Origin of the sequence: Nocardiopsis sp. NPDC006938 (assembly GCF_042869555.1) — a bacterium.
Lineage (GTDB): Bacteria > Actinomycetota > Actinomycetes > Streptosporangiales > Streptosporangiaceae > Nocardiopsis.
Genome location: NZ_JBIAGA010000011.1, coordinates 103,625 through 124,576, shown reverse-complemented (window position 1 = coordinate 124,576; position 20,952 = coordinate 103,625). Strand labels below are relative to the sequence as shown.

The 20,952-nt window shown below is 72.9% G+C and carries 20 protein-coding genes and 1 tRNA gene; 17 read left to right on the top strand and 4 right to left on the bottom strand.

From position 1 onward, the window contains the following. Nucleotides 1-87 precede the first annotated feature (87 nt). Both proB and ACFYL4_RS17775 read left to right on the top strand, forming a co-directional pair. Nucleotides 88-1,275, top strand: a complete 1,188-nt coding sequence (gene proB, locus ACFYL4_RS17780; protein WP_387519426.1) for a glutamate 5-kinase — start codon at nucleotides 88-90, stop codon at nucleotides 1,273-1,275. A 49-nt stretch (nucleotides 1,276-1,324) separates the two neighbouring features. Continuing rightward, nucleotides 1,325-2,212 (top strand): alpha/beta hydrolase, encoded by an 888-nt coding sequence (locus ACFYL4_RS17775; protein ID WP_387519328.1) that lies wholly within the window; start codon nucleotides 1,325-1,327, stop codon nucleotides 2,210-2,212. A 42-nt stretch (nucleotides 2,213-2,254) separates the two neighbouring features. Here ACFYL4_RS17775 and ACFYL4_RS17770 read toward each other — a convergent pair whose 3' ends face one another. Then, entirely contained in the window at nucleotides 2,255-3,004 is a 750-nt protein-coding gene (locus ACFYL4_RS17770) for an SDR family oxidoreductase (protein ID WP_387519326.1), read from the bottom strand. Further along, nucleotides 3,001-3,864 carry an SDR family NAD(P)-dependent oxidoreductase gene (locus tag ACFYL4_RS17765; RefSeq protein ID WP_387519324.1) on the bottom strand — a complete coding sequence of 288 codons (864 nt, stop codon included), beginning with the start codon at nucleotides 3,862-3,864 and terminating at the stop codon, nucleotides 3,001-3,003. Before ACFYL4_RS17765 ends, ACFYL4_RS17770 begins: the two co-directional genes overlap by 4 nt. 177 nt (nucleotides 3,865-4,041) lie before the next feature. Between ACFYL4_RS17765 and ACFYL4_RS17760 the strand changes: the two genes are divergently transcribed. The 6 genes from ACFYL4_RS17760 (at nucleotide 4,042) to ACFYL4_RS17735 (ending at nucleotide 9,512) form a co-directional block, all read left to right on the top strand. Next, nucleotides 4,042-4,584 (top strand): type II toxin-antitoxin system PemK/MazF family toxin, encoded by a 543-nt coding sequence (locus ACFYL4_RS17760; RefSeq protein ID WP_387519322.1) that lies wholly within the window; start codon nucleotides 4,042-4,044, stop codon nucleotides 4,582-4,584. A gap of 164 nt (nucleotides 4,585-4,748) precedes the next feature. Further along, nucleotides 4,749-6,023 (top strand): glutamate-5-semialdehyde dehydrogenase, encoded by a 1,275-nt coding sequence (locus ACFYL4_RS17755; RefSeq protein ID WP_387519320.1) that lies wholly within the window; start codon nucleotides 4,749-4,751, stop codon nucleotides 6,021-6,023. 295 nt (nucleotides 6,024-6,318) lie between these two features. Then, nucleotides 6,319-7,290: a hypothetical protein gene (locus tag ACFYL4_RS17750; RefSeq protein WP_387519318.1), complete on the top strand. Its 972-nt coding sequence runs from the start codon at nucleotides 6,319-6,321 to the stop codon at nucleotides 7,288-7,290. Nucleotides 7,291-7,474: 184 nt separating this feature from the next. Further along, the gene (locus ACFYL4_RS17745) at nucleotides 7,475-8,239 is read left to right on the top strand and encodes an SDR family NAD(P)-dependent oxidoreductase (protein WP_387519316.1); all 765 of its coding nucleotides are present in this window, start codon (nucleotides 7,475-7,477) and stop codon (nucleotides 8,237-8,239) included. Continuing rightward, on the top strand, nucleotides 8,236-9,063 hold the full coding sequence (locus ACFYL4_RS17740; protein ID WP_357769029.1) for an enoyl-CoA hydratase family protein: 828 nt from the start codon (nucleotides 8,236-8,238) through the stop codon (nucleotides 9,061-9,063). The genes ACFYL4_RS17745 and ACFYL4_RS17740 overlap by 4 nt, the downstream gene beginning before the upstream one ends. Before the next feature lie 23 nt (nucleotides 9,064-9,086). Continuing rightward, nucleotides 9,087-9,512, top strand: coding sequence for a RidA family protein (locus tag ACFYL4_RS17735; RefSeq protein WP_357769035.1), 426 nt, complete (start codon nucleotides 9,087-9,089; stop codon nucleotides 9,510-9,512). Nucleotides 9,513-9,558: 46 nt separating this feature from the next. Here ACFYL4_RS17735 and ACFYL4_RS17730 read toward each other — a convergent pair whose 3' ends face one another. Continuing rightward, on the bottom strand, nucleotides 9,559-10,482 hold the full coding sequence (locus ACFYL4_RS17730; protein ID WP_387519314.1) for a PaaX family transcriptional regulator C-terminal domain-containing protein: 924 nt from the start codon (nucleotides 10,480-10,482) through the stop codon (nucleotides 9,559-9,561). Between the two features lie 168 nt (nucleotides 10,483-10,650). Between ACFYL4_RS17730 and ACFYL4_RS17725 the strand changes: the two genes are divergently transcribed. The 4 genes from ACFYL4_RS17725 to ACFYL4_RS17710 all read left to right on the top strand — a co-directional run bounded on the left by ACFYL4_RS17725 (nucleotide 10,651) and on the right by ACFYL4_RS17710 (nucleotide 16,961). Next, nucleotides 10,651-11,805 (top strand): acyl-CoA dehydrogenase family protein, encoded by a 1,155-nt coding sequence (locus tag ACFYL4_RS17725; RefSeq protein WP_387519312.1) that lies wholly within the window; start codon nucleotides 10,651-10,653, stop codon nucleotides 11,803-11,805. 106 nt (nucleotides 11,806-11,911) lie between these two features. Next, entirely contained in the window at nucleotides 11,912-13,624 is a 1,713-nt protein-coding gene (locus ACFYL4_RS17720; protein ID WP_387519310.1) for an AMP-binding protein, read from the top strand. A gap of 30 nt (nucleotides 13,625-13,654) precedes the next feature. Next, nucleotides 13,655-16,258: a bifunctional salicylyl-CoA 5-hydroxylase/oxidoreductase gene (locus tag ACFYL4_RS17715; RefSeq protein ID WP_357769070.1), complete on the top strand. Its 2,604-nt coding sequence runs from the start codon at nucleotides 13,655-13,657 to the stop codon at nucleotides 16,256-16,258. Beyond that, entirely contained in the window at nucleotides 16,236-16,961 is a 726-nt protein-coding gene (locus ACFYL4_RS17710; RefSeq protein WP_387519308.1) for an alpha/beta hydrolase family protein, read from the top strand. Before ACFYL4_RS17715 ends, ACFYL4_RS17710 begins: the two co-directional genes overlap by 23 nt. A gap of 147 nt (nucleotides 16,962-17,108) precedes the next feature. Here ACFYL4_RS17710 and ACFYL4_RS17705 read toward each other — a convergent pair whose 3' ends face one another. Beyond that, nucleotides 17,109-18,173: a M48 family metallopeptidase gene (locus ACFYL4_RS17705; RefSeq protein ID WP_357769066.1), complete on the bottom strand. Its 1,065-nt coding sequence runs from the start codon at nucleotides 18,171-18,173 to the stop codon at nucleotides 17,109-17,111. 229 nt (nucleotides 18,174-18,402) lie between these two features. Between ACFYL4_RS17705 and nadD the strand changes: the two genes are divergently transcribed. The 5 genes from nadD (at nucleotide 18,403) to ACFYL4_RS17680 (ending at nucleotide 20,895) form a co-directional block, all read left to right on the top strand. After that, nucleotides 18,403-19,056, top strand: coding sequence for a nicotinate-nucleotide adenylyltransferase (gene nadD / locus ACFYL4_RS17700; RefSeq protein WP_357769064.1), 654 nt, complete (start codon nucleotides 18,403-18,405; stop codon nucleotides 19,054-19,056). A 48-nt stretch (nucleotides 19,057-19,104) separates the two neighbouring features. Beyond that, the gene (rsfS, locus tag ACFYL4_RS17695; protein WP_357769062.1) at nucleotides 19,105-19,503 is read left to right on the top strand and encodes a ribosome silencing factor; all 399 of its coding nucleotides are present in this window, start codon (nucleotides 19,105-19,107) and stop codon (nucleotides 19,501-19,503) included. A gap of 42 nt (nucleotides 19,504-19,545) precedes the next feature. Continuing rightward, nucleotides 19,546-20,169, top strand: coding sequence for a histidine phosphatase family protein (locus ACFYL4_RS17690; protein ID WP_357769060.1), 624 nt, complete (start codon nucleotides 19,546-19,548; stop codon nucleotides 20,167-20,169). Between the two features lie 77 nt (nucleotides 20,170-20,246). Then, nucleotides 20,247-20,319: transfer RNA gene (locus ACFYL4_RS17685), tRNA-Ala, on the top strand. Next, a complete protein-coding gene (locus ACFYL4_RS17680) occupies nucleotides 20,278-20,895 on the top strand; it encodes a lactococcin 972 family bacteriocin (RefSeq protein WP_387519424.1) in 618 nt (205 codons plus the stop codon). The genes ACFYL4_RS17685 and ACFYL4_RS17680 overlap by 42 nt, the downstream gene beginning before the upstream one ends. The last annotated feature ends 57 nt before the right edge of the window (nucleotides 20,896-20,952 follow it).

The following is a 20,952-nucleotide window of genomic DNA, read 5'->3' as shown; positions in this document are numbered from 1 at the left end:
CCGACCGCTCCACACCAGCCGAACCCAGACAAGGTACGAGCACGGCGCTCGGCAGGGCGCCGTGCCACGGATGGAAAGCCCCTCGTGGTGCACAGCGCAGACACCCAGTACAACACCGGCCGGCGGGCCGGGCGGAGCGACGTCGACGCCCTGGAGGCGGCCGGACGGTCGGCGGTCGCCGGAGCCCGCCGGGTCGTGGTCAAGGTGGGGTCCTCCTCACTGACCACCCCGGACGGTCTGATCGACTCCGGTCGTATCCGGGACCTGGTCGAGGTCCTGGCCGACCGGCGGGCCCTCGGGCAGGAGGTCATCCTGGTCTCCTCCGGCGCGGTCGCCGCCGGGATGACGCCGCTCGGTATGGCCCGCCGCCCGCACGACCTGGCCTCGCAGCAGGCGGCCGCGAGCGTGGGCCAGGGCCTGCTCGTGGCCTCCTACGCCGCGGAGCTGGCCGGGCACGGGCTGACCGCCGCCCAGGTCCTGCTCACGGTGGAGGACATGATGCGGCGGGTGCAGCACCGCAACGCCCAGCGCACCCTGCGCCGACTCCTGGACATCGGCGCCCTGCCGATCGTCAACGAGAACGACACGGTGGCCACCCACGAGATCCGGTTCGGCGACAACGACCGCCTCGCCGCCCTGGTGGCGCACCTGATGCGGGCCGACGCCCTGGTCCTGCTGTCGGACGTCGACGCGCTCTACGACGGCAACCCGGCGGACGAGGGGACCTCGGTGGTGCACCTCGTGCGCGGCCGGGCCGACCTGGACGGGATCGACATCGGGAGCGCGGGCAGGCGGGGTGTGGGCACCGGCGGGATGGTCACCAAGGTGGACTCCGCGCGGATCGCCACCGAGGCCGGGGTGCCCACCCTGCTGACCTCGGCCGCCAACGCCCGGGCTGCGCTGTCCGGCGAGCGGGTGGGGACGTTCTTCGCCCCCGCCGACGGCCGACGCCCCTCCGCCCGCCAGCTGTGGCTGGCCCACGCCACTGCGGGCCGGGGGAGCCTGATCCTGGACCCGGGCGCGGTGAGGGCGGTGGTGCGGGAGAAGGCGTCGCTGCTGCCCGCGGGGGTGGTCAGGGTCCAGGGGGACTTCAGCGCGGGCGACCCGGTGGACCTGCGCGACGAGCAGGGGGCGGTGGTGGCCCGGGGGCTGGTCAACTACGACGCCGCCGAGGTTCCCGACCTCATGGGCCGATCCACCCGGTGGCTGGCGCGGGAGATGGGCCCCTCCTACGAGCGCGAGCTCGTGCACCGCGACGACCTCGTGGTGCTCTGACGGACCCGACCGGGGCCGCTGACGGGACGTACCGAGGAGGGTGGCACGCGTGGCGAGTCTGGTGACGCACCTGGCGGCGCTGGCCCTGAGGGTCCTGCGCAAGCCGACCCTGGAGTCGGCGGCGGACACCCGCGCGTGGCTCCACGGGCCCAAGGAGGACGCCGACCCTCCGCACTGGCTCACCGCTCGGCACTGGGTGAACCGTCGGGAGACCGGCGGCTTCCCCGTGTACACGGTGCGTCCCCGCGTCGGTACGGCGCCGGAGAGGGCCGTGCTCTACCTGCACGGAGGCACCTACGTGAGCGAGGTCTCCGCGTGGCACTGGGTACTGGTCTCCCGGATGGCCGACGCGGGCTGCCGCGTGGAGGTACCCGTCTACGGCCTGGCCCCCGAGTACACCTACCGCGAGGCCTTCCCGTTCGTGACCGCTGTCTACCGCGGGCTCCTGGCGGACGTGTCACCCGGGCGCACCCTGGTCGCGGGCGACTCCGCTGGGGGAGGGCTCGCGCTGGCCCTCACCCAGACGCTGACCGGGGCCGGTCTGCCCGTTCCGGCACGTCTGGTGCTGATCTCCCCCTGGACCGACCTGACGATGTCCAACCCCGACATCGCGGAGGTCGAGGGGTCCGACCCCTGGCTGGCCCCCGCCGGGATGCTGGAGGCCGCGGCCGAGTGGGCGGACGGCGACGACCTCACCGACCCCCGGCTCAGCCCGCTGTACGGGCCGATGGCCGGGCTGCCGCCCGTGGACCTGTACATCGGCACCCGCGACCTGCTCCTGCCGGACACCCGGCTCCTGCGCGACCGGGTCCGCGCGGCCGGAGGGTCGGTGGAGTTCCACGAGGAGGAGGGCGCCTTCCACATCCATCCTCTGGTGCCCGTCCCGGAGGGAGGGCACGCCCGCGAGCGCATCATGCGGACCGTGCGGGAGCTCTGAGGCGGTCGCCCCGGAACCCCCGGCGCTCGGGAGCGGTCGGACTCAGGTGAGCCTGGTGACCACGGACAGGGGCAGCCGTTTCATGAGGAAGCCGATCGGCACCCACGGCCACGCGGGTACGTAGGCGCTCACCCGGCGCCGCTCGATGGCGGCCACCATGGACCTGACCCCCGGCTCGGTGTCGACCATGAACCGGGTCCGCTGTGTGACGTGTTCGTTCATCTCCGAACGGATGTAGCCGGGGTGGACCACCGAGACGTCCAGGCCCGGCACCCGCTCGGCGCGCAGCCCCTCCGCGATCGCGCTCACCCCGGCCTTGGTGGCCGCGTAGACGGTCATGGCCCGGCGCATCCCGCGCAGAGCCGACATGGAGGAGACCAGGACGAGGTGGCCGCGCCCCTGCGCGCGGAAGATCTCCATGGCGGCGTCGGCCTGGGCCAGGGCCCCGACGAAGTTGGTCATGGCGGTCCGCCGGTTGGCGTCGTGGCGCCCGGTGCCCAGGGCAGCGCCCTTGCCCAGCCCGGCGTTGACGATCACCCGGTCCACCGTGCCGAACTCGCCCGCGATCTCCCCGAAGACCCGGAACACCGCGTCGTCGTCGGTGACGTCCAGGGCCCTCAGGACCACGCGGCGCCCGGGATGGGCGGAGGTGATCCCGTCCCGGAGCTCCTCCATCGGTGCGGTGCGCCGGGCGCACAGTCCGAGGTCGTAGCCGAGGGCGGCGAACTGGCGCGCCATCTCGGCGCCCAGCCCGGCCGAGGCCCCGGTGATGATGATGGTCCCCTTGCTCATACGCGGTTCTCCGTGGGGTGGTCCGCCGTGAGGGAGGCGGGATCGACGCGGCGGCGCACGCCCTCGGCGACCCGCCGCATGGCCAGGTCGTACAGGGGCCGCAGCCACCGTTTGGCGCGGAGGGCGGTCCGTCCCGCCCGGTCGGTGAGGATGACGGGCCGACGCCGGTCCACACCCCGCAGTACCCGCGCGGCGACGTCCTCGGCGGACAGTCTCGACCCGTCGATCAGCCGGGTCGCCGACGCCTCCACCTCGGGGTCGCTGCCGCTGAGGGAGGAGGCCAGTCCCGTACGGAAGAACGACGGGCAGACCACCGAGGTGGTGACGCCGTAGGGTGCGAGCTCGTGCCGGAGGGTTTCGCTGAGCGCGACCACGGCCGCCTTGACCGCGTTGTAGGAACTCATCACCGGCGGGTGCACGAGCCCAGCCATGGAGGCCACGTTGACGACGTGCCCCGAACCCTGACCCTTGAAGAGCGGGGCGAAGGTCCGGCAGCCCCGGACCACGCCGAACAGGTTGACGTCGGTGATCGATCGCCAGTCGTCGAGAGTGAGGACGTCGATCCGCCCGCCCGCCGCGATCCCGGCGTTGTTGACCAGGACGTCCAGGCCGCCCCAGAGGTCCTCGACACGGGTGAGGGCGTTCGCCCAGTCGTGGTCGGAGGTGACGTCCAGGCGCAGGTAGGCCACGCCCGGAGGGAGCGCGTCGGGCGCGTGTTCGGCGAGGTCGGTGGCGATCACCCGGTCACCGCGCGCGGCGAACCGGCGGACCAGGGCGGCGCCCAGCCCGGAGGCGCCGCCGGTGACCAGGACGCGTCGGCCCGAGCCGTCGCCGGGAGTCCCGTTCGAGGGGGCGCTCACCGCGGGACCGGAGGGGAGGAACCGTGGACGGGGGGCAGTGGTGCGGGGTGCATGCGGTCGACACTACGGCCCGGCCTCGCGGCGCCCCGAGGCGCCCCTTGGCGCCCGCCGCCTTCCGCCCACCGTCCGTGCCCGGTCCGTCGACGCACGGTGCGGAGCGGCCGAACGGGTCCTAGGATGCGGTGCGTGAGCCAACACACGACACAACAAGGAAACCCGCGCCGGGGCGAGACCCCCGGGCGCGACGGCACCGACCGGCGCGCGGAGGCGGCTCCGCGACGCGGTCTCCAACAGGGCACGGAGGCCCACCCTCAGGAGGGCGCAGTGCGGGAGGTGCCCACCGGGCGCAACGCCACCCGACTCGTCTACGCGCCGGAGCGCGATGGCCTCGCCGACGCGGGCGAGGTCGTGTGGACCTGGGTGCCCTACGAAGAGGACCCCGCCCAGGGCAAGGACCGCCCCCTGCTCGTGGTCGGCCGCCGGGGCGAGCGCCTGCACGGCCTCATGCTCTCCTCCCAGGTGCCGGACGAGCGCGAACGCCAGGACTGGCTGCCGATCGGCGCGGGCGCCTGGGACCGGGAGGGCCGCGACTCCTTCGTACGGGTCGACCGCCTCTTCGAGTTCGACGAGGCGTCGATCCGCAGGGAGGCCGCCGTGATGGACGAGGAGTTGTTCTGGCGGGTCGCGGCGGTCCTGCGGGAACGCTACGGCTGGACCTGAGCGGTATCTGGAGGCGGCGTCCCACCCTGTGGACAACTCCGCGTGCGCGGCGGCGCGGCGCTATACGCTGAGAGGGATTCCGCTGGTCCGGTGCCCTACGAAGGGGTGGGTCCACCGGCCCGGGCGGCCTCCCGAGCAAGGAAGCCCTGACAAGGATGACTGCCATGAGTGACATCGAGCGCGCGGTCCACGCGGTCGCCGAACGCGCCAGGGAAGCGGCGGCCGAGCTCGCCCCGCTGAGCCGCGCGGTGAAGGACGGCGCCCTGCTGGCCATCGCCGACGCCCTGGTCAAGCGGGCGGACGAGATCACCGCCGCCAACGCCGAGGACGTCGAACGGGCCCGCAGGGACGGTACGAGCGCTGCCATGGTCGACCGGCTCACCCTGACCCCGGCGCGGGTCGAGGCCATCGCCGAGGCGGTCCGCGAGGTCGTCGAGCTGCCGGACCCGGTGGGGGAGTCGGTGCGCGGCGGTGTCCTGCCCAACGGCCTGGACCTCCGGCAGATCCGGGTCCCGCTCGGTGTCATCGGCATCATCTACGAGGGACGCCCCAACGTCACCGCCGACGCTGCGGCCCTGTGCCTCAAGAGCGGCAACGCCGCACTGCTGCGCGGTTCCTCCTCCGCCTACCACTCCAACACCGCCATCATCGGCGTGCTGCGCGACGCCCTGGAGGGCACCGGGGTGCCGGTCGACGCCGTCCAGATGGTGCCGGGCCGCACCCGGGAGTCCTCCACGGCTCTGATGCGGGCCCGTGGCCTCGTCGACGTGCTCATCCCGCGCGGCGGCGGCTCGCTCATCCAGGCGGTGGTCCGCGACTCGACGGTCCCCGTCATCGAGACCGGCGAGGGCCTGTGCCACGTGTACGTGGACGCCGACGCCGACCTGGACAAGGCGGTGGCCATCGCCACCAACGCCAAGGCCCAGCGATGCTCGGTGTGCAACTCCGCCGAGACGCTGCTGGTGCACGAGGCGGTCGCCGACGCGTTCCTGCCCCGGGTCCTCGCCTCCCTGGCCGAGGCCGGGGTGACCGTGCACGCGGACGCGCGGGTCCTCGCGGCGGCCGCCGCCCACCCGACCGGCGCCACGGTGGTCGAGGCCACCGAGGAGGACTGGGCGACCGAGTACCTGTCCCTGGACCTGGCCGTCCGGGTGGTGCCGGACGTCGACGCCGCCCTCGCGCACATCAGGCGCTACTCCACCCAGCACACCGAGGCGATCGTCACCGACTCGCTCAGCACCTCGCGGTACTTCGTGAGCCGGGTGGACTCGGCGGCCGTGGTGGTCAACGCCTCCACGCGCTTCACGGACGGCGGCGAGTTCGGCTTCGGCGCGGAGATCGGTATCTCCACCCAGAAACTGCACGCAAGAGGGCCGATGGGGCTCACGGAGATGACCTCCACCAAGTACGTGGTCACCGGCGACGGCCATCTGAAGTAGGTACCGGACCTCGGGGCGCACGCCCCTCGGGCCGCTCGGGACACCGGGCGGCCCACTTCCGTTCCCGGCACACGGAGCACGCGCTCACCAGGGGGTTTCCCACGCCCCAGAGGTAACCGAGGTCACAGAGATCGTTCTTCTGGTGGAAACCTGGACAGAGGCGAATCTTCTCCTGCAAGTATTCCCAAAGCGCTGTGGGCTCGGTACTTTCTCTGTGGTGTCCACACGGCGCTCTTCCCGCACCCTCCTCAGGAGCGTCGGACCCCACCGGTCACGACGAAAGGAATTCCCCCGCATGAAGCTCGGGAGCAAGATCGCTGCGTCCACCGCCACCGCGGCCCTGGCCATCGGCGGCGTCACCCTCATGGCCGCCCCCGCCCAGGCGGACCTGGTCACTCTCTGCTCGGGGCACGGTGGCGCGGTCACCCTGCCCACTGATCTCAAGGTTCCGGCCGGTGCGAGCTGCTTCCTTGACGGCACCGTCATCCAGGGCAAGGTCACCGTCGAGGGCGACGCCAACCTGCACATCATCGGTGGCCAGATCGACGGCACCGTGACCGTCTCCAACGGCGGCTACTTCGACGCGTCGGACACCGAGGTCGGCGGCGACGTCGTCAACTCGGGCTCCTACGGCACCTACCTCGAGGACGGCACCTCGGTCTCCGGTCTGAGCGCCGCGGCCGCCGAGGGCGCCGACAACGACGGCTTCGTCTTCGTGGTCGACTCCTCCGCCTCCTCCGTCAGCGCCAGTGTCGGTGAGGTCTACGTGAGCGGCTCCCGCCTGGGCGGCGTGAGCGCCGAGGGCGTCGAGTACGTGGACATCTTCGACAGCGTCGTCCGCGGCGACCTGTCCGTCACCGACGCGGGCTCCGGCGGTGTCCTGGTCGACAGCGAGGTCATCGGTGACGCGACCTACACCGGCGGCAACGGCCCGGTGGCCGTGGGCGCCGGCGCCACCGAGGGCTTCGCCAGCTCGCTCAACTACATCGACGGCGACCTGACGGTCACCGGCGTCAGCGGTGGCGTGTACATCGACAACAACATCGTGGGCGGCACCCTGACCGCCTCCGACAACAGCCCGACCGCGCAGGTCGGCGACAACAACCGCGTGCGCGGCGGCATCGTCACCCAGGAGGTCGCGCTGCGCGCGCTGGCCGCCGAGGTGACCGCCGAGATCGAGGCGCACGAGGCCGAGCTGGTCGAGACGGTGGAGGAGCAGCGCGCCCAGACCATCGAGGACGCCCTCGAGGCCGGTCCCGCCTTCTAGCCCGCCCGGCCCCCGTGGCCGCACCGGTCCGCCCCTCGCGGCGCCGACGACCCCCGTGTCGTCGGCGCCGTCCCGTTGGGGTCGCCCTCCCCACCCAAGACACCTTCCGTTCCTTCTGTCCCATACACACCAGTCTTATGTCGGAACAGTGACGACGGTCACGGTCCGGTGATACATTCCGGGCATGGCTGACTCCGAACGGCGTGTCGTGGTCTCCGGTGGCTCCGGCGGTATCGGGCGGGCCGTCGTCTTCGCGTTGGCGAACGCCGGTGACGAGGTGGTCGCCCTCGGGCGCGACTCCGGGCGGCTCGCCGCCATGGAACGCCGCGCCCGCGCGCACGGTCTGCGCGTCACCGCCCGGGTCTGCGACGTCACCGACGAACGGGCCGTGGAGTCCCTCGCGGACGGACTGGGGCCGGTGACCGTCCTGGTCAACAACGCGGGCACGGCACGGAGCGCACCCCTGCGGCGCACCGGGCTCGACCTGTGGGAGGACCACCTGCGCGCCAACGCCACCTCCGCCTTCCTCCTCACCCGGGCGATCCTCCCCGGAATGCTCGAACGCGATCGCGGCCGGATCGTCTTCGTCGCCTCCACCGCGGCGCACACCGGCTCCCGCTACACCGCCGCCTACGCCGCCTCCAAGCACGCGATGCTCGGCCTGGCGCGGTCGGTGGCCGCCGAGGTCGCGGGCACCGGGGTCACCAGCAACGCGGTCTGCCCCTCCTTCGTCCGCACCCCCATGACCGAGCGCTCCGTGGCCCGCATCGCCGAACACACCGGTCGCGGGCTCGCGGAGGCCGAGGCGGCACTGGCCACGGCCGGGCCCCTGGGGCGGCTCATCGAACCCGAGGAGGTGGCGGCCGCCGTCACCTACCTGGCGAGCCCCCTGGCCGGGGCGGTCAACGGCCAGTCACTGACCATCGACGGCGGAGGTATCCAACGATGAGCCCCTTCCGGGCGTCCGCGCCCCTGACCGAGGACTGGCGCCACTTCGGGTTCGGCCGCGAGAACGGGGTGGCCACGGTGACCCTCGACCGGCCGGACCGGCTCAACGCGCTGACCTTCGAGGCCTACGCGGACCTGCGCGACCTGGTCACCGAACTCCCGCACCGGGGCGACACCCGGGTCCTGGTCCTGCGCGGCGCGGGCCGGGGGTTCTGCTCGGGCGGAGACGTCGACGAGATCATCGGCCGCACCCTGGAGATGGACCCCGACGACCTGCTGGCCTTCACCCGGATGACGGGTGAGGTGGTCCGTGCCCTGCGCGAGTGCCCGGTGCCGGTGATCGCGGGGGTGCACGGGATCGCCGCCGGGGCGGGCTCAGTGCTGGCCCTGGCCGCCGACTTCCGTGTGGTGGCCCGCTCCGCCCGCTTCGCCTTCCTGTTCACGAAGGTGGGGCTGTCCGGCGCGGACATGGGCGCCGCCTACCTGCTCCCGCGCATGGTGGGCCTGGGGAACGCGACGAAGATCCTCATGCTCGGCGACACCCTCGACTCGGCCGAGGCCGACCGCTACGGGCTGGTCAGCCAGCTGGTCGAGGACGACGCCCTCGACGAAGCGGTCGACCGGCTGGCCACCCGGCTCTCCGAGGGGCCCGCCTTCGGGTACGCGCAGACCAAGGCACTGCTCTCCCGGGAGCTCGACATGGGCCTGTCCGGGGCGATCGAGCTGGAGGCCATGACCCAGGCGCTCCTGATGAAGAGCGCCGACTACGCCGAGTTCCACGCCGCCTTCACCGGCCGCCGGGACCCCGAGTGGAAGGGGCGCTAGTGGAGACCGACCACCCCGGAGCCATGCCGCTGCCCGCCAGCCCGCACACGCTCGTCAACCCGCCCGAACTCGGACCCACCCCCGGCTTCTCGCACGCGGTGGTACCCGCTCCGGGACGCACCGTCCACCTGTCGGGGCAGATCGGCTCCGGGCCGGACGGCGCCCTGGCGGCCGGGCCGCTGCCGGACCAGTTCGGGGTGGCGCTGGCCAATGTCGTCACCGCGCTGCGGGCCTGCGGGGGCGCCCCCGAACACCTGGTGAGCCTGACCATCTACACCACCGACGTCCCCGGTTACCGGGCGGCGACCCGCGAGATCGGCCGCGCCTACCGCGCCCACCTGGGCCGGCACTATCCGGCCATGGCACTGCTCGGAGTGGTGGAGTTGTTCGAGCCGGACGCCCTGGTCGAACTGGTCGGCGTCGCCGTGGTCCCCGGCCCGGTCGCCTAGGCGGACCGGCGTCCGGGCGCTCCCGACCGTGCCGGGCCCGGTCGGGCTACGGGTCGGCGGGGCCGCCCGGAGCCGAGGCCGATCGGACGTGCTCCAGGCCGGGGCCGCGCAGCAGGGCGTGCAGCTCGAAGAAGACCCGCGCCGCCCGGCTGCCCGCCCAGCGGTCGGGGAGCAGTTCCGGTGGGAGGCCGGGATCGAGGTAGGGCATCCGGCGCCAGGCGTCCACCGCCCGCAGGTGGTCGGCGAAGGCCGCCGCGCGCGTGTGCCGGTCCTGGAAGTCCTCGGTGCTCCGACGCCGCCACGCGGCCGCGACCGGTTCGTGCTCGTCGAGGAAGTCCTGGTACATGGCCTGGAGTCCGGGGAGGTCCCACCAGCGCTCCACGGACGAGGTGAGGTCGCGAAATCCCAGATGGGAGGCGTGGAAGAGCTCCGCGTGCTCCTCCAGGCCGAGGTCGCGCAGCGTCGCGCGGGCCTGCGGCGCCAGGTGGGCGGGGGCGACCCACACACCGGCGGCGGTCGTTCCGAAACCCAGCCGGGTGAGCTGGGCGCGCAGGGCGTGTCGGCGGCGCCGCTCGGACTCCGGCACCGAGAACACCACGAGCACCCAGCCGTCCTCGACGCGGGCGACCCGGTGGCCGAAGATGCGCTGGTCCCCCTCGGCGAGGATGCGCCGCCCCCGTTCCGACAGGCGGTACCCGGCCGCCCCGCCGAGCCGTTCGGGCTCCAGCAGCCCCCGACGCTTGAGCCGGGACACGGCCGAGCGCACGGCGGGTCCGTCCACGTCGAGCCCGGACATCAGTGCGATGAGGTCGCCCACGCCGATCCATCCGCCGAGGTCACGGGCGTGGGTGCCGAAGAAGGAGACGATCAGTGACCGGGGCCGTCGGCGCTCGGCCTCCGTCGCGGTACGCGTGGGTTCGTCCGGCGGGGGGTCGGCGGCCCCGGCTCGCCGGTCGCTGTTGGACGTCACGCGGACACGATAGCGGCCTCCGCGCTCCGCCCCCGGACGGCGCCCGTCGCCATCGGAGGTCCGGTGCGCGCCACACCACACCTCATAGAGGACTGTTGACGGTCGTCAAGATTATTGTACATTGATGATGTGGCGTGGATCACGTAACGACGAGAGCCGAGGCCGCCCATGGAGCTCCCCCGCATCGACATCGACCACGTGTTCGCGTCCTGGGTCCGTGAGCGTGCCGCCGATCTCGGCGCCGCGACGCCCGCCGCGACGCCCCCTGCGGCGGCCGTCGCCGCACCCCGGGGCCGGGTGGACCGCGCCCTGCTGCTGCGGCTGGGAGCGTCCGGCCTGCTTCCGGCGCTCTTCCCGGGCGCCACCGGCGACGGCCCCCCGCGCGAGGCACCCGCCACCCGCCTGTGCCTGTTGCGCGAACACCTGGCGCGCGTCGACACCCACGCCGAGACCGCGCTCGCCCTCCAGGGACTGGGCGCCTACCCGCTCCTACAGTCCGGCACCGACGACCAACGGCGGCGCTGGCTCCCCGAGGCCGCGACCGGCCGGGCCGTCGCCGCCTTCGCCCTCACCGAACCCGACGCGGGCTCCGACGCCGCAGCCCTCGCGCTGCGCGCCGACCCCGTCGGGTCCGGCTGGCGCCTGCACGGCGAGAAGACCTGGATCTCCAACGCGCCCGACGCCGACTTCTACACCGTGTTCGCCCGCACCACGCCCGGTGCCCGCTCCCGGGGGGTCACCGCCTTCTGCGTCCCGGCCGACCGGTCCGGGCTCACCGGCTCCCCGTTGGAGATGCTCTCCCCGCACGCCCTGGGCCACCTGGTCTTCGACGGCGTCGAGGTCGGCCCCGACGACGTCGTGGGCGTTCCCGACCACGGGTTCGCCGTGGCCATGCGCACCCTGGACCTCTTCCGGCCCAGTGTCGGAGCCTTCGCCGTGGGCATGGCGGACGCCGCCCTCGCCGCCGCCCGGGAGCACGCCGCGCGACGGCAGGCGTTCGGCGGACCACTGGACGCTCTCCAGACCGTCGCCCACACCCTCGCCGAGATGGCCACCCGCACCGAGGCCGCCCGGCTCATGGTCTACGCGGCCGCGAGCGAGTACGACTCCGGCGGCCCCGACATCACACCACGGTCCGCCATGGCCAAGCTCGTCGCCACCGAGAACGCCCAGTTCGTGGTGGACGCCGCCGTACAGCTGCACGGCGCCAGCGCCCTGCGCCGAGGGCACCTGCTCGAACACCTCTACCGGGAGGTACGGGCACCACGGATCTACGAGGGCGCTTCGGAGGTCCAACGCCAGATCATCGCCCGCCACCTCTAGGACGTCCTGTGGATGCCTTCGCGGGCCGGCGACGCGAGCGCGCGACAATCCGAGGAACAGGCCCCGGCACCACCGGCTGACGTCCCCCGCCCAACGGAGGCCCAGCATGTCGCACCAGAACCCGGCCGACCCTTCGACCCCCACCGGCGAACCGACCCCGCCCGCGACCCCCGCCGCCGTGACGCTCACCGCCTCGGCGCACGAGGACACCTTCACCCGGGACCACCTGCCCCCGCCCGAGGAATGGCCGCTGATCCGGCCGCTGGAGCACGCCGACCGCCTCAACTGCGCCGAGGAGCTGCTCGACGGCACCATCGCACGCCTGGGCCCCGACCGCCGCTGTGTGGTCGGCGAGCACGAGAGTCTCACCTACGGTCAGTTGCGGGACCGCGTGGACCGCGTCGCGCGCGTCCTGGTGGACGAGCACGGCCTGCGGCCCGGGCAGCGGGTCCTGCTGCGCGGGCCCAACGCCCCCTGGTTGGCCGCCTGCTGGCTCGCCGTCCTCAAGGCCGGGGGCGTGGTGGTCACCGTCCTGCCGGTCCTGCGTGCCGGGGAGCTGGCCACCCTGCTCCGATCCGCCGAGATCACCCACGCGCTCTGCGACGCCCGCTTCCTGGACGACCTCACCGAGGCGGGCGCCGACCTCGGGGACCGGGCCCCCGACGTCCTCGTGTACGGGGGCTCCGGCCCCGACGACCTCAGCGCCCGGGTCGCGGCCCACCGGGACGGCGGGGCGCCCGCACGCTTCGACGCCGTTCGCACCGCGGCGGACGACGCCTGCATGATCGCCTACACCTCCGGCACCACCGGCGAGCCCAAGGGCTGCGTGCACTTCCACCGCGACGTCCTGGCCGTCGCGGACACCTACTCGGCCCGCGTCCTGCGGCCCGAACCGGACGACCTCTTCGTCGGCAGCCCGCCCTTCGCCTTCACCTTCGGCCTCGGCGGACTGCTCGTCTTCCCGCTGCGGGCGGGGGCCGCCACGGTCCTCCTCGAACGGCCGCGTCCCGAAACGCTCCTGGACGCGGTGACCGAGCGCGGCGCCACGATCGTGTTCACCGCGCCCACCGCCTACCGGGCGATGCTGCCCCGGCTGGAGGGCCGCGACCTGTCCACGCTGCGCCGCTGCGTCTCCGCCGGCGAGCACCTGCCCGCCGCCACCTGGCGGGCCTGGTACGACGCCACCGGTATCCGGATGCTCGACGGCATCGGCGCCACCGAGATGCTGCACATCTTCGTCTCCGCCACCGACGAGCACATGCGCCCCGGCTCCACCGGGCGCCCCGTCCCCGGGTTCGAGGCCGCCATCCTCGACGACGAGGGCGCTCCCGTCTCCGACGGCCAACCCGGACACCTGGCCGTCCGGGGGCCGGTCGGCTGCCGCTACCTGGCCGACGAACGCCAGCGCGAGTACGTGCGCCACGGGTGGAACCACACCGGTGACACCTACGTGCGCGACGAGGACGGGTACTTCTGGTACCGCGCCCGCAGCGACGACATGATCGTCTCCGCCGGGTACAACATCGCCCCGGCGGAGGTGGAGGAGGCCCTGCTCACCTCGCCGGACGTCGAGGAGACCGCGGTGGTCGGCGTCCGCGACCCCGACCGGGGCCTGGCGGTCCGCGCCTACGTGGTGCCCCGCGCGGGGCTGACCCCCGACACGGCGCTGGCCGACCGGCTCAGGGAGCACGTCCGCGCGCGCATCGCCCCCTACAAGACCCCGCGCGCCGTCGTCTTCCTCACCGCGCTGCCCCGCACCGCCACCGGCAAGCTCCAACGGTTCCGGCTCCGTGAGGGAGCCGACCCGGACGCGCGGTGACGGGACACCTCAGAACAGGAAGGCCGCACGATGCGCATCGCGTGTATCGGGGCGGGGCCCGCGGGACTCTACTTCGCGGCCCTGGCCCGCCAGCTCGATCCCACCCACGACATCACCGTCTACGAACGCAACGCCCTGGACGACACCTTCGGGTTCGGCGTGGTGCTCTCCGACGAGACCCTGGGCGGCATCGAACACGCCGACCCGGTGGTCTACGAGACGATGGCGGCGGAGTTCGCCCGCTGGGACGACGTCGACGTCCACCACCGGGGCCGCGTCACCACCTCCGGCGGGCACGGGTTCGCCGCCATCGGCCGCCGTCGGCTGCTCCGGATTCTGCGGGACCGCTGCGACGAACTCGGGGTCCGGACCATCGGCTCCACCGAGGCCCCGCCCGCCGACGCACTGGCCCGGACCCACGACCTGGTCGTCGCGGCGGACGGTGCGCACAGCCGCACCCGAACCGCCCGCGCCGCGGACTTCGGCACCGAGCTCGAACGGCACCGCAACCGCTTCATGTGGCTCGGCACCGACCTGGTCTTCGACGCCTTCAACTTCCACGTGCTGGAGACCCCGTACGGGGTCGCTCAGCTGCACTGCTACCCCTACTCCGCCGACGCCAGCACGTTCATCGTCGAGATGACCGAGGACGTGTGGAGCGCGGCCGGGTTCACCGACCGCGACCTGGCACCGGGGGAGAGCGACCTGGCGGCGGTCTCCCGCTGTGAGGAGCTCTTCGCCGGAGTCCTGGGCGGGCACCGCCTGCGCCCCAACAACTCCCGCTGGCAGCGGTTCACCACCGTGCGCAACCGCACCTGGCACCACGGCACCACGGTCCTGCTCGGCGACGCCGCGCACACCGCCCACTTCTCGATCGGTTCCGGCACCAAACTGGCCATGGAGGACGCGCTCTCCCTCGCCGTGTGCCTACGCGAACAGCCCACCACGGAGGCGGCCCTGCGCGCCTACGAGGACGAACGCCGTCCCGTCGTGGCCAGTACGCAGCGGGCGGCGCGGGCCAGCCTGGAGTGGTTCGAGGACATCGCCCTGCACGTGGACGCCGAACCGCTCCAGTTCGCCTTCGACCTGCTCACCCGGAGCCGCAGGGTCACCTACGACAACCTGCGCCTGCGCGACCCGGAGTTCGTCGCCCGGGTCGACCGCTGGTTCGCCCGCCAGGTCGCGGGCGATCTGGCGGGGCCCGCCGACCGCCCGTCCGAGGAGCCCGCGAGGAAGACCGCCGATCCGGCCGCCGTGTCTCCCGGGACGGGGCGGCCCGCCGCGGCCCCGGCCCCGCCCCCGGCCGGAGCCGGAACCCCGGCCCCGGAGACCGCCGCACCCGCGCCTCGACCGCCCATGTTCCACCCCTTCCGGCTCGGCCCCCTCCTCCTGGAGAACCGCGTCGTCGTCTCGGCCATGGACATGTACTCGGCCGTGGACGGGCTGCCCGGCGAGTTCCACCTCGTCCACCTGGGCGGGAAGGCGCTCGGCGGCGCCGGACTGGTCATGACCGAGATGGTGTGCGTGTCCGCCGACGCCCGCATCACCCCCGGCTGCGCGGGCCTGTACACGCCCGAGCAGGAGGCGGCCTGGCGCCGCGTCACCGCGTTCACGCACGCCCACAGCCGAGCCCGGATCGGGGTCCAGCTCGGCCACGCCGGACGCAAGGGCTCCACCCGGCGCATGTGGGAGGGCATCGACCAGCCCCTCCCCGCCGGGAACTGGCCCCTGGTCGCCCCCTCACCGCTGCCCTACCGGGAGGGCGTCAACCAGGTGCCCGGGGAACTCGACCCCGCCGCCATGGCCCGCGTCCGCGAGGACTTCGTCCGAGCCGCCCGCTCCGCCGACCGCGCCGGATTCGACCTCCTCGAACTCCACTGCGCCCACGGCTACCTGCTCTCCTCCTTCCTGTCCCCGGTCACCAACCACCGCACCGACCGCTACGGGGGCGACCTCACGGCACGGCTCCGCTACCCGCTGGAGGTCTTCGCCGCGGTCCGCGCCGTCTGGCCCGAGCACAAGGCCCTCACCGTCCGCATCTCCGCCACCGACTGGGTGGAGGACGGCACCACCGCCGACGACGCCGTGCGCATCGCCCGCGCACTGACCGACGCGGGCGCCGACGCCATCGACGTCTCCACCGGACAGGTCACCCCGGACGAGCGGCCCGCCTACGGGCGCAGCTACCAGGTGCCCTTCGCCGAACGCGTCCGCCGGGAACTCGGGGTGCCCGTCATCGCGGTCGGCGCCATCTCCTCCCACGACGACGTCAACTCGACGGTCCTGGCGGGCCGCGCCGACCTGTGCGCCCTGGCCAGGCCGCACCTCTACGACCCCCAGTGGACTCTCCACGCCGCCGCCGACCAGGACTACTCCGGCCCGGGAGCCACCTGGCCCGCGCCCTTCCGGGCGGGCAGCCGCAGGCCTCCCACGGGACGGGCCGACGGGCCGCGCCCCCGCCTCGACCTGCTACGTTCCTCCGAGGCACCGGCCACCCGGCACCGGCGGTGGCGTCCGAGCAGCCCGGCGGACCCCACGGCGCGGGCGGCACCGGCGCCTCCGGAGAGCCCCGAAGGAGCGCCGGGACCGCACACGAGACGAGGAGACCCCGGTGACGACGACGTCCTACGGTGAGCACCCGAGCCAGATCGTCCACCGCAGGGGCCCCGAGGGCACCGACGGGCCCGCCCCGGTCGCGGTGCTCCTGCACGGCGGCTGGTGGCGGGACCTGCACGACGCCCGCCTGATGGACCCGCTCGCCCGCGACCTCGCCGCGTCCGGATGGGCCGTGTGGAACGTCGAGTACCGGCGCACCGGCGACGACGGCGGCGGGTGGCCGCAGACCCGCGACGACGTCGCCCGTTCCCTCGACCTCCTCGCCGCCACCGCCGACCGCGACCCCGGCCTCGACACCTCCCGCGTGGTCGCCGTCGGCCACTCGGCCGGGGGTCACCTGGCACTCATGACCGCCGCCGACTCCCCGGTGACCTCCGTGGTGCCGCTCGCCCCCATCACCGACCTACGCCGCTGCGCCGAGGCCCGACTGGGAGAGGACGCCGTCGTGCCCTTCCTCGGCGCCGACCCCGCGCCGGAGCTCTACGCGGAGTCCTCGCCCCTGCACCGGCTCCCCGTGGGCCTGCCCCTACTGGTCGTGCACGGGGACCTCGACCAGCGCGTTCCCGTCGAGCACAGCCGCGACTACGTGGCGGCCGCGCGCCGGGCGGGGGACACCGTCGACTACCGGGAGGTCCCGGGGATCGACCACTTCGCCGTCATCGACCCCGAACGCGCGGCCTGGCAGGAGGTACGCGCGGCGCTCGCGCGCGGTTGGGGCTGACCGTCCGGGCCGGACCGGAGCCTCCCGGGCCGCGGCTGAACGGCGGCAGCGGGACGGCGGGCGCCGGGCCAACCGCCGGCCTCCGGACAGGCCGCGGGGGCGGTACCCGGCCGGACCGGGCACCGCCCCCGCGCGGTCGTGACGCGGCTACTGGCCGCCGCCCCGGTTCGCGTCACCGTCGGAGCCGCCGCTCTGGCCGCCCCGCCAGCGGTCGGCCACCGTGTCGAAGATCTGGCCCCCGGCACGCCCCGCGCCGCCCGCCACGTCCCGGATGGTCTTCACCAGCGGGTCGGAGGAACGGCTCCAGCCCTCGCGGTAGGAGTTGGCCGCGTTCGCCGCCTCCTCGGAGACACTGGCGTCCCGGTCGGTGGAACGCCGGGAGTACTGGCCGTCCAGGATGCGCTGGTACTCGCCGCTCTCGGTCCACCGCTGGAGCTCGGCCACCCGCACCACCGCGAACGGGTGGCTCTGCGGGAGGGTGGTCATCAGCTTGAGGACGCTGTCCACGGCGTCGCCGCCGCTCTCGTACTCGCGGGCCTGCTCCATGAACGCGTCGGGGTTCATCTGGGAGAGGTTCGAGCCGCCTGCCAGCTTCATCAGGGCACGCTTGGCGGCCTCGGGGTTCTGGCAGGCCAGCAGCCCCGCGCGGTCGCTGGACAGCTCCGACTTGCGCTGCCACTCCCGCAGCCCCGCCAGGATCGCCTGGATCGCGATGGCGCCCAGCGGAATCCACATGATCTTCGTGGACAGCCACACCAACAGTAGGAGCATGGTGCGGTACACCGAGTGCCCGCTCAGCACGTGACCGACCTCGTGGCCGATGACGAACCGCTTCTCCTCGTCGTTGAAGAGGTCGAACAGGCCGGTCGTCATGACGATGAACGGTTTCTTGCGGCCGATCGCCATCGCGTTGGGCTGCGGGTCCATCTTCACGTAGAGCTCGGGAACCTCGTCCAGGTCGAGGACGTAGGCGGCGTCACGGAGGTAGTCGTGCAGCTCCGGGAACTGGGTGGGGCTGACCCGCACGGCGCTGGAGAGGAACATGAGGCGGAGCGAACGCTCGTTGATCCGCCCGAACAGGGACTTGACGAGGGTGTCGAAGCCCGACAGCGATCGCAGCGCGACCAGGGCGCCACGGTCGGCGGGGTGCTCGTAGGCACGCGGGGAGATGTCGGTGAGCCGGACGCGTACGCGGTCTGGTGAGTTGGCCATATCGGCATGTTATGCGGCACGATGCCCGTTGGCCACGGTTACGGGCCATCGAGATATGACGTGATTCCCGAGTGTTTCACGAACCCCTCCGGGAAGTACGGGACACCGCCCCGCGTTCCAGCTGTTACCGGGCCGCCCGCCCGGAGAGCGGCGTCGGCCCATGGGGTCGGCTAATCTCGGTTGGCCGAAACCGGCACGACCCCAGCGCCACGGCGAAACGGAGCGCACAGTGACACACCAGGCCACCGGCGGCTCCCACGGGGGGAGCCCGCCCGCCAGACCGGGCGGCGCCGCGCCGACCCGGGTCGGCATCATGGGCGGGACCTTCGACCCCATCCACCACGGCCACCTCGTCGCCGCGAGTGAGGTCGCCCACCTCTTCGGGCTCGACGAAGTGGTCTTCGTCCCCACCGGCCAGCCCTGGCAGAAGGACCTCGCCAAGGTCACCCCCTCCGAGGACCGGTACCTCATGACGGTCATCGCGACCGCCGAGAACCCCCAGTTCAGGGTCGACCGCGTCGAGATCGACCGCTCCGGCCCCACCTACACCCTCGACACCCTCCGCCAGATGCGCGCCACCTACGGCCCCGACGTGGAGCTCTTCTTCATCACCGGAGCAGACGCCCTGGGCGCCATTCTGAGCTGGCACAACGTCGACGAACTCTTCGACCTCGCGCATTTCGTAGGCTGTAACCGGCCCGGACACCACCTCAGCGACACCGGCCTGCCCGAGGGCAAGGTCTCCCTGGTGGAGGTCCCCGCGCTCGCCATCTCCTCCACCGAGTGCCGCGAACGCGTCCGCAAGGGCGAACCCATCTGGTACCTCGTACCCGACGGCATCGTCCGCTACATCCACAAGACCGGGCTCTACCTGGAGCCCTGACCGCACCCAGCGGACCCGCACCCGACCAAGTAAGGCAGCAGGCACAACGTGACAGCCACCGACAGGGCCCTCGAACTCGTGAAGGTCGCCGCAGAGGCCGCCTCCGACAAGCTCGCCCAGGAGATCATCGCCTACGACGTCAGCGAGCAGCTCGTCATCACCGAGGCCTTCGTCCTGTGCTCGGCGCCCAACGACCGCCAGGTCCGCGCCATCGTCGACGAGATCGAGGACCAGCTCCGCATCCAGTCCGGCGCCAAGCCCGTCCGCCGCGAGGGCGAACGCGACGGCCGCTGGGTCCTCCTGGACTACGCGGACATCGTCGTCCACATCCAGCACGAGGAGGAGCGCGGCTACTACGGCCTCGAACGCCTCTGGAAGGACTGCCCGGAGATCGAACTCCCCGAGGGCGCCCGCGGGGCCGAGCGCACCCCGCTGGACGAGTCGTAGCCTCCGCGGCCGCCCGGTCGCCGAACGAGAAAGACACACCACGTGAGCGACACCCCTCGTGTGCTGTTCTGGCGGCACGGACGCACCGCCTGGAACGTCGAGAAGCGCTTCCAGGGACAGACCGACATCGACCTTGACCCGGTCGGCCACGCCCAGGCCGAACGGGCCGGTCGTCTGCTCGCCACACTGGCACCCGACCTCATCGTCGCCTCCGACCTCAAACGCGCCGCCGACACCGCCGGATACCTCTCCCGCTCCTCGGGCCTGCCCGTCGAGTACGACAAGGGGCTCCGCGAACGCTTCGGCGGCTCCTGGGAAGGGCACACCGCCACCGAACTCGCCGAACGCTGGCCCGTCGAACACCCCCGCATGGACATCCCGGACGGAGAGCACATCTCCGACCTGGGGGACCGCATGCACGCCGCCATCGACCGCGGCATCGCCAGGACCCGCCCCGGCGGGCTCCTGGTCATCGTCAGCCACGGGGCCGCCCTCAGGGTCGGCATCGCCCGCATGCTCGGCATCCCCGACGACCAGCGCGAGATCCTCGGGCCCCTCAGCAACGCCTGCTGGTCCGTGCTCCAGACCCGGGGCCAGACCTGGCGGCTCATGGAACACAACGCCGCCAGCCTCCCCGAGCCCGTGGTGCTCAGCGACGACGCCTGAACCCGTTTCGACGAACCGCCCAACATCCGCTAAGGTTCAGGGAGTCGGAAGGGCACACGCCCCCACGACTCCCACACGGGGCTATGGCGCAGTTGGTAGCGCGCCTCCATGGCATGGAGGAGGTCTGGGGTTCGAATCCCCATAGCTCCACTTCTCTCCGGAACGACCTTGCTCGGGGGACTTCGTCCTCCTCGCCGGGTCGTTCCGTTGTTTTCTGTGGGGGGACGACCCCCCACGCCCCCCGGGTGTGCGCCGGGTCGTTCCGAGGTCGGGTTCGCGGCCCGACCAGAAATTCTCTTCGCGCACGCGGCGCGGGAATCCTGCCGTTCGGCATGTTTACTCCTTTCTCCTGGTGATTCCCCAAAAAGAATCGACGCTCTCTGCTTGGATTGTCGTGCACTCCCAATCCGAGGAGAAGGTGAATTAGTGCGCAGTGTTCAACGTACGTCTCTCGTAGTATTTCTGTCCGGATTTCTCGCGTTCGCTGCGATCGCTCCCGTGGCCGCCCGTATCCAGAACGTCGGCGGCGGGAAGTGGGACCACGGCATGACCACGTCCCGGGTCTACTCGAACTACCTGCACGAAGCCGTGTGCCACTCGTCCACGGCGGTGGGCACCGTCACCTCCACCGGCAAGGCGCCCGCGGGCCGGTGGTCGTACGCGAGCGCACCGCGAGCGGACCGGAACAACGCCACCTACTGGAACAACGACGTCAGTTCCTGCTGAACTGAACGGCCGCGGGGGCGGCGGCGAACCGCCGTCCCTTTTCCCCCTAATTATCGG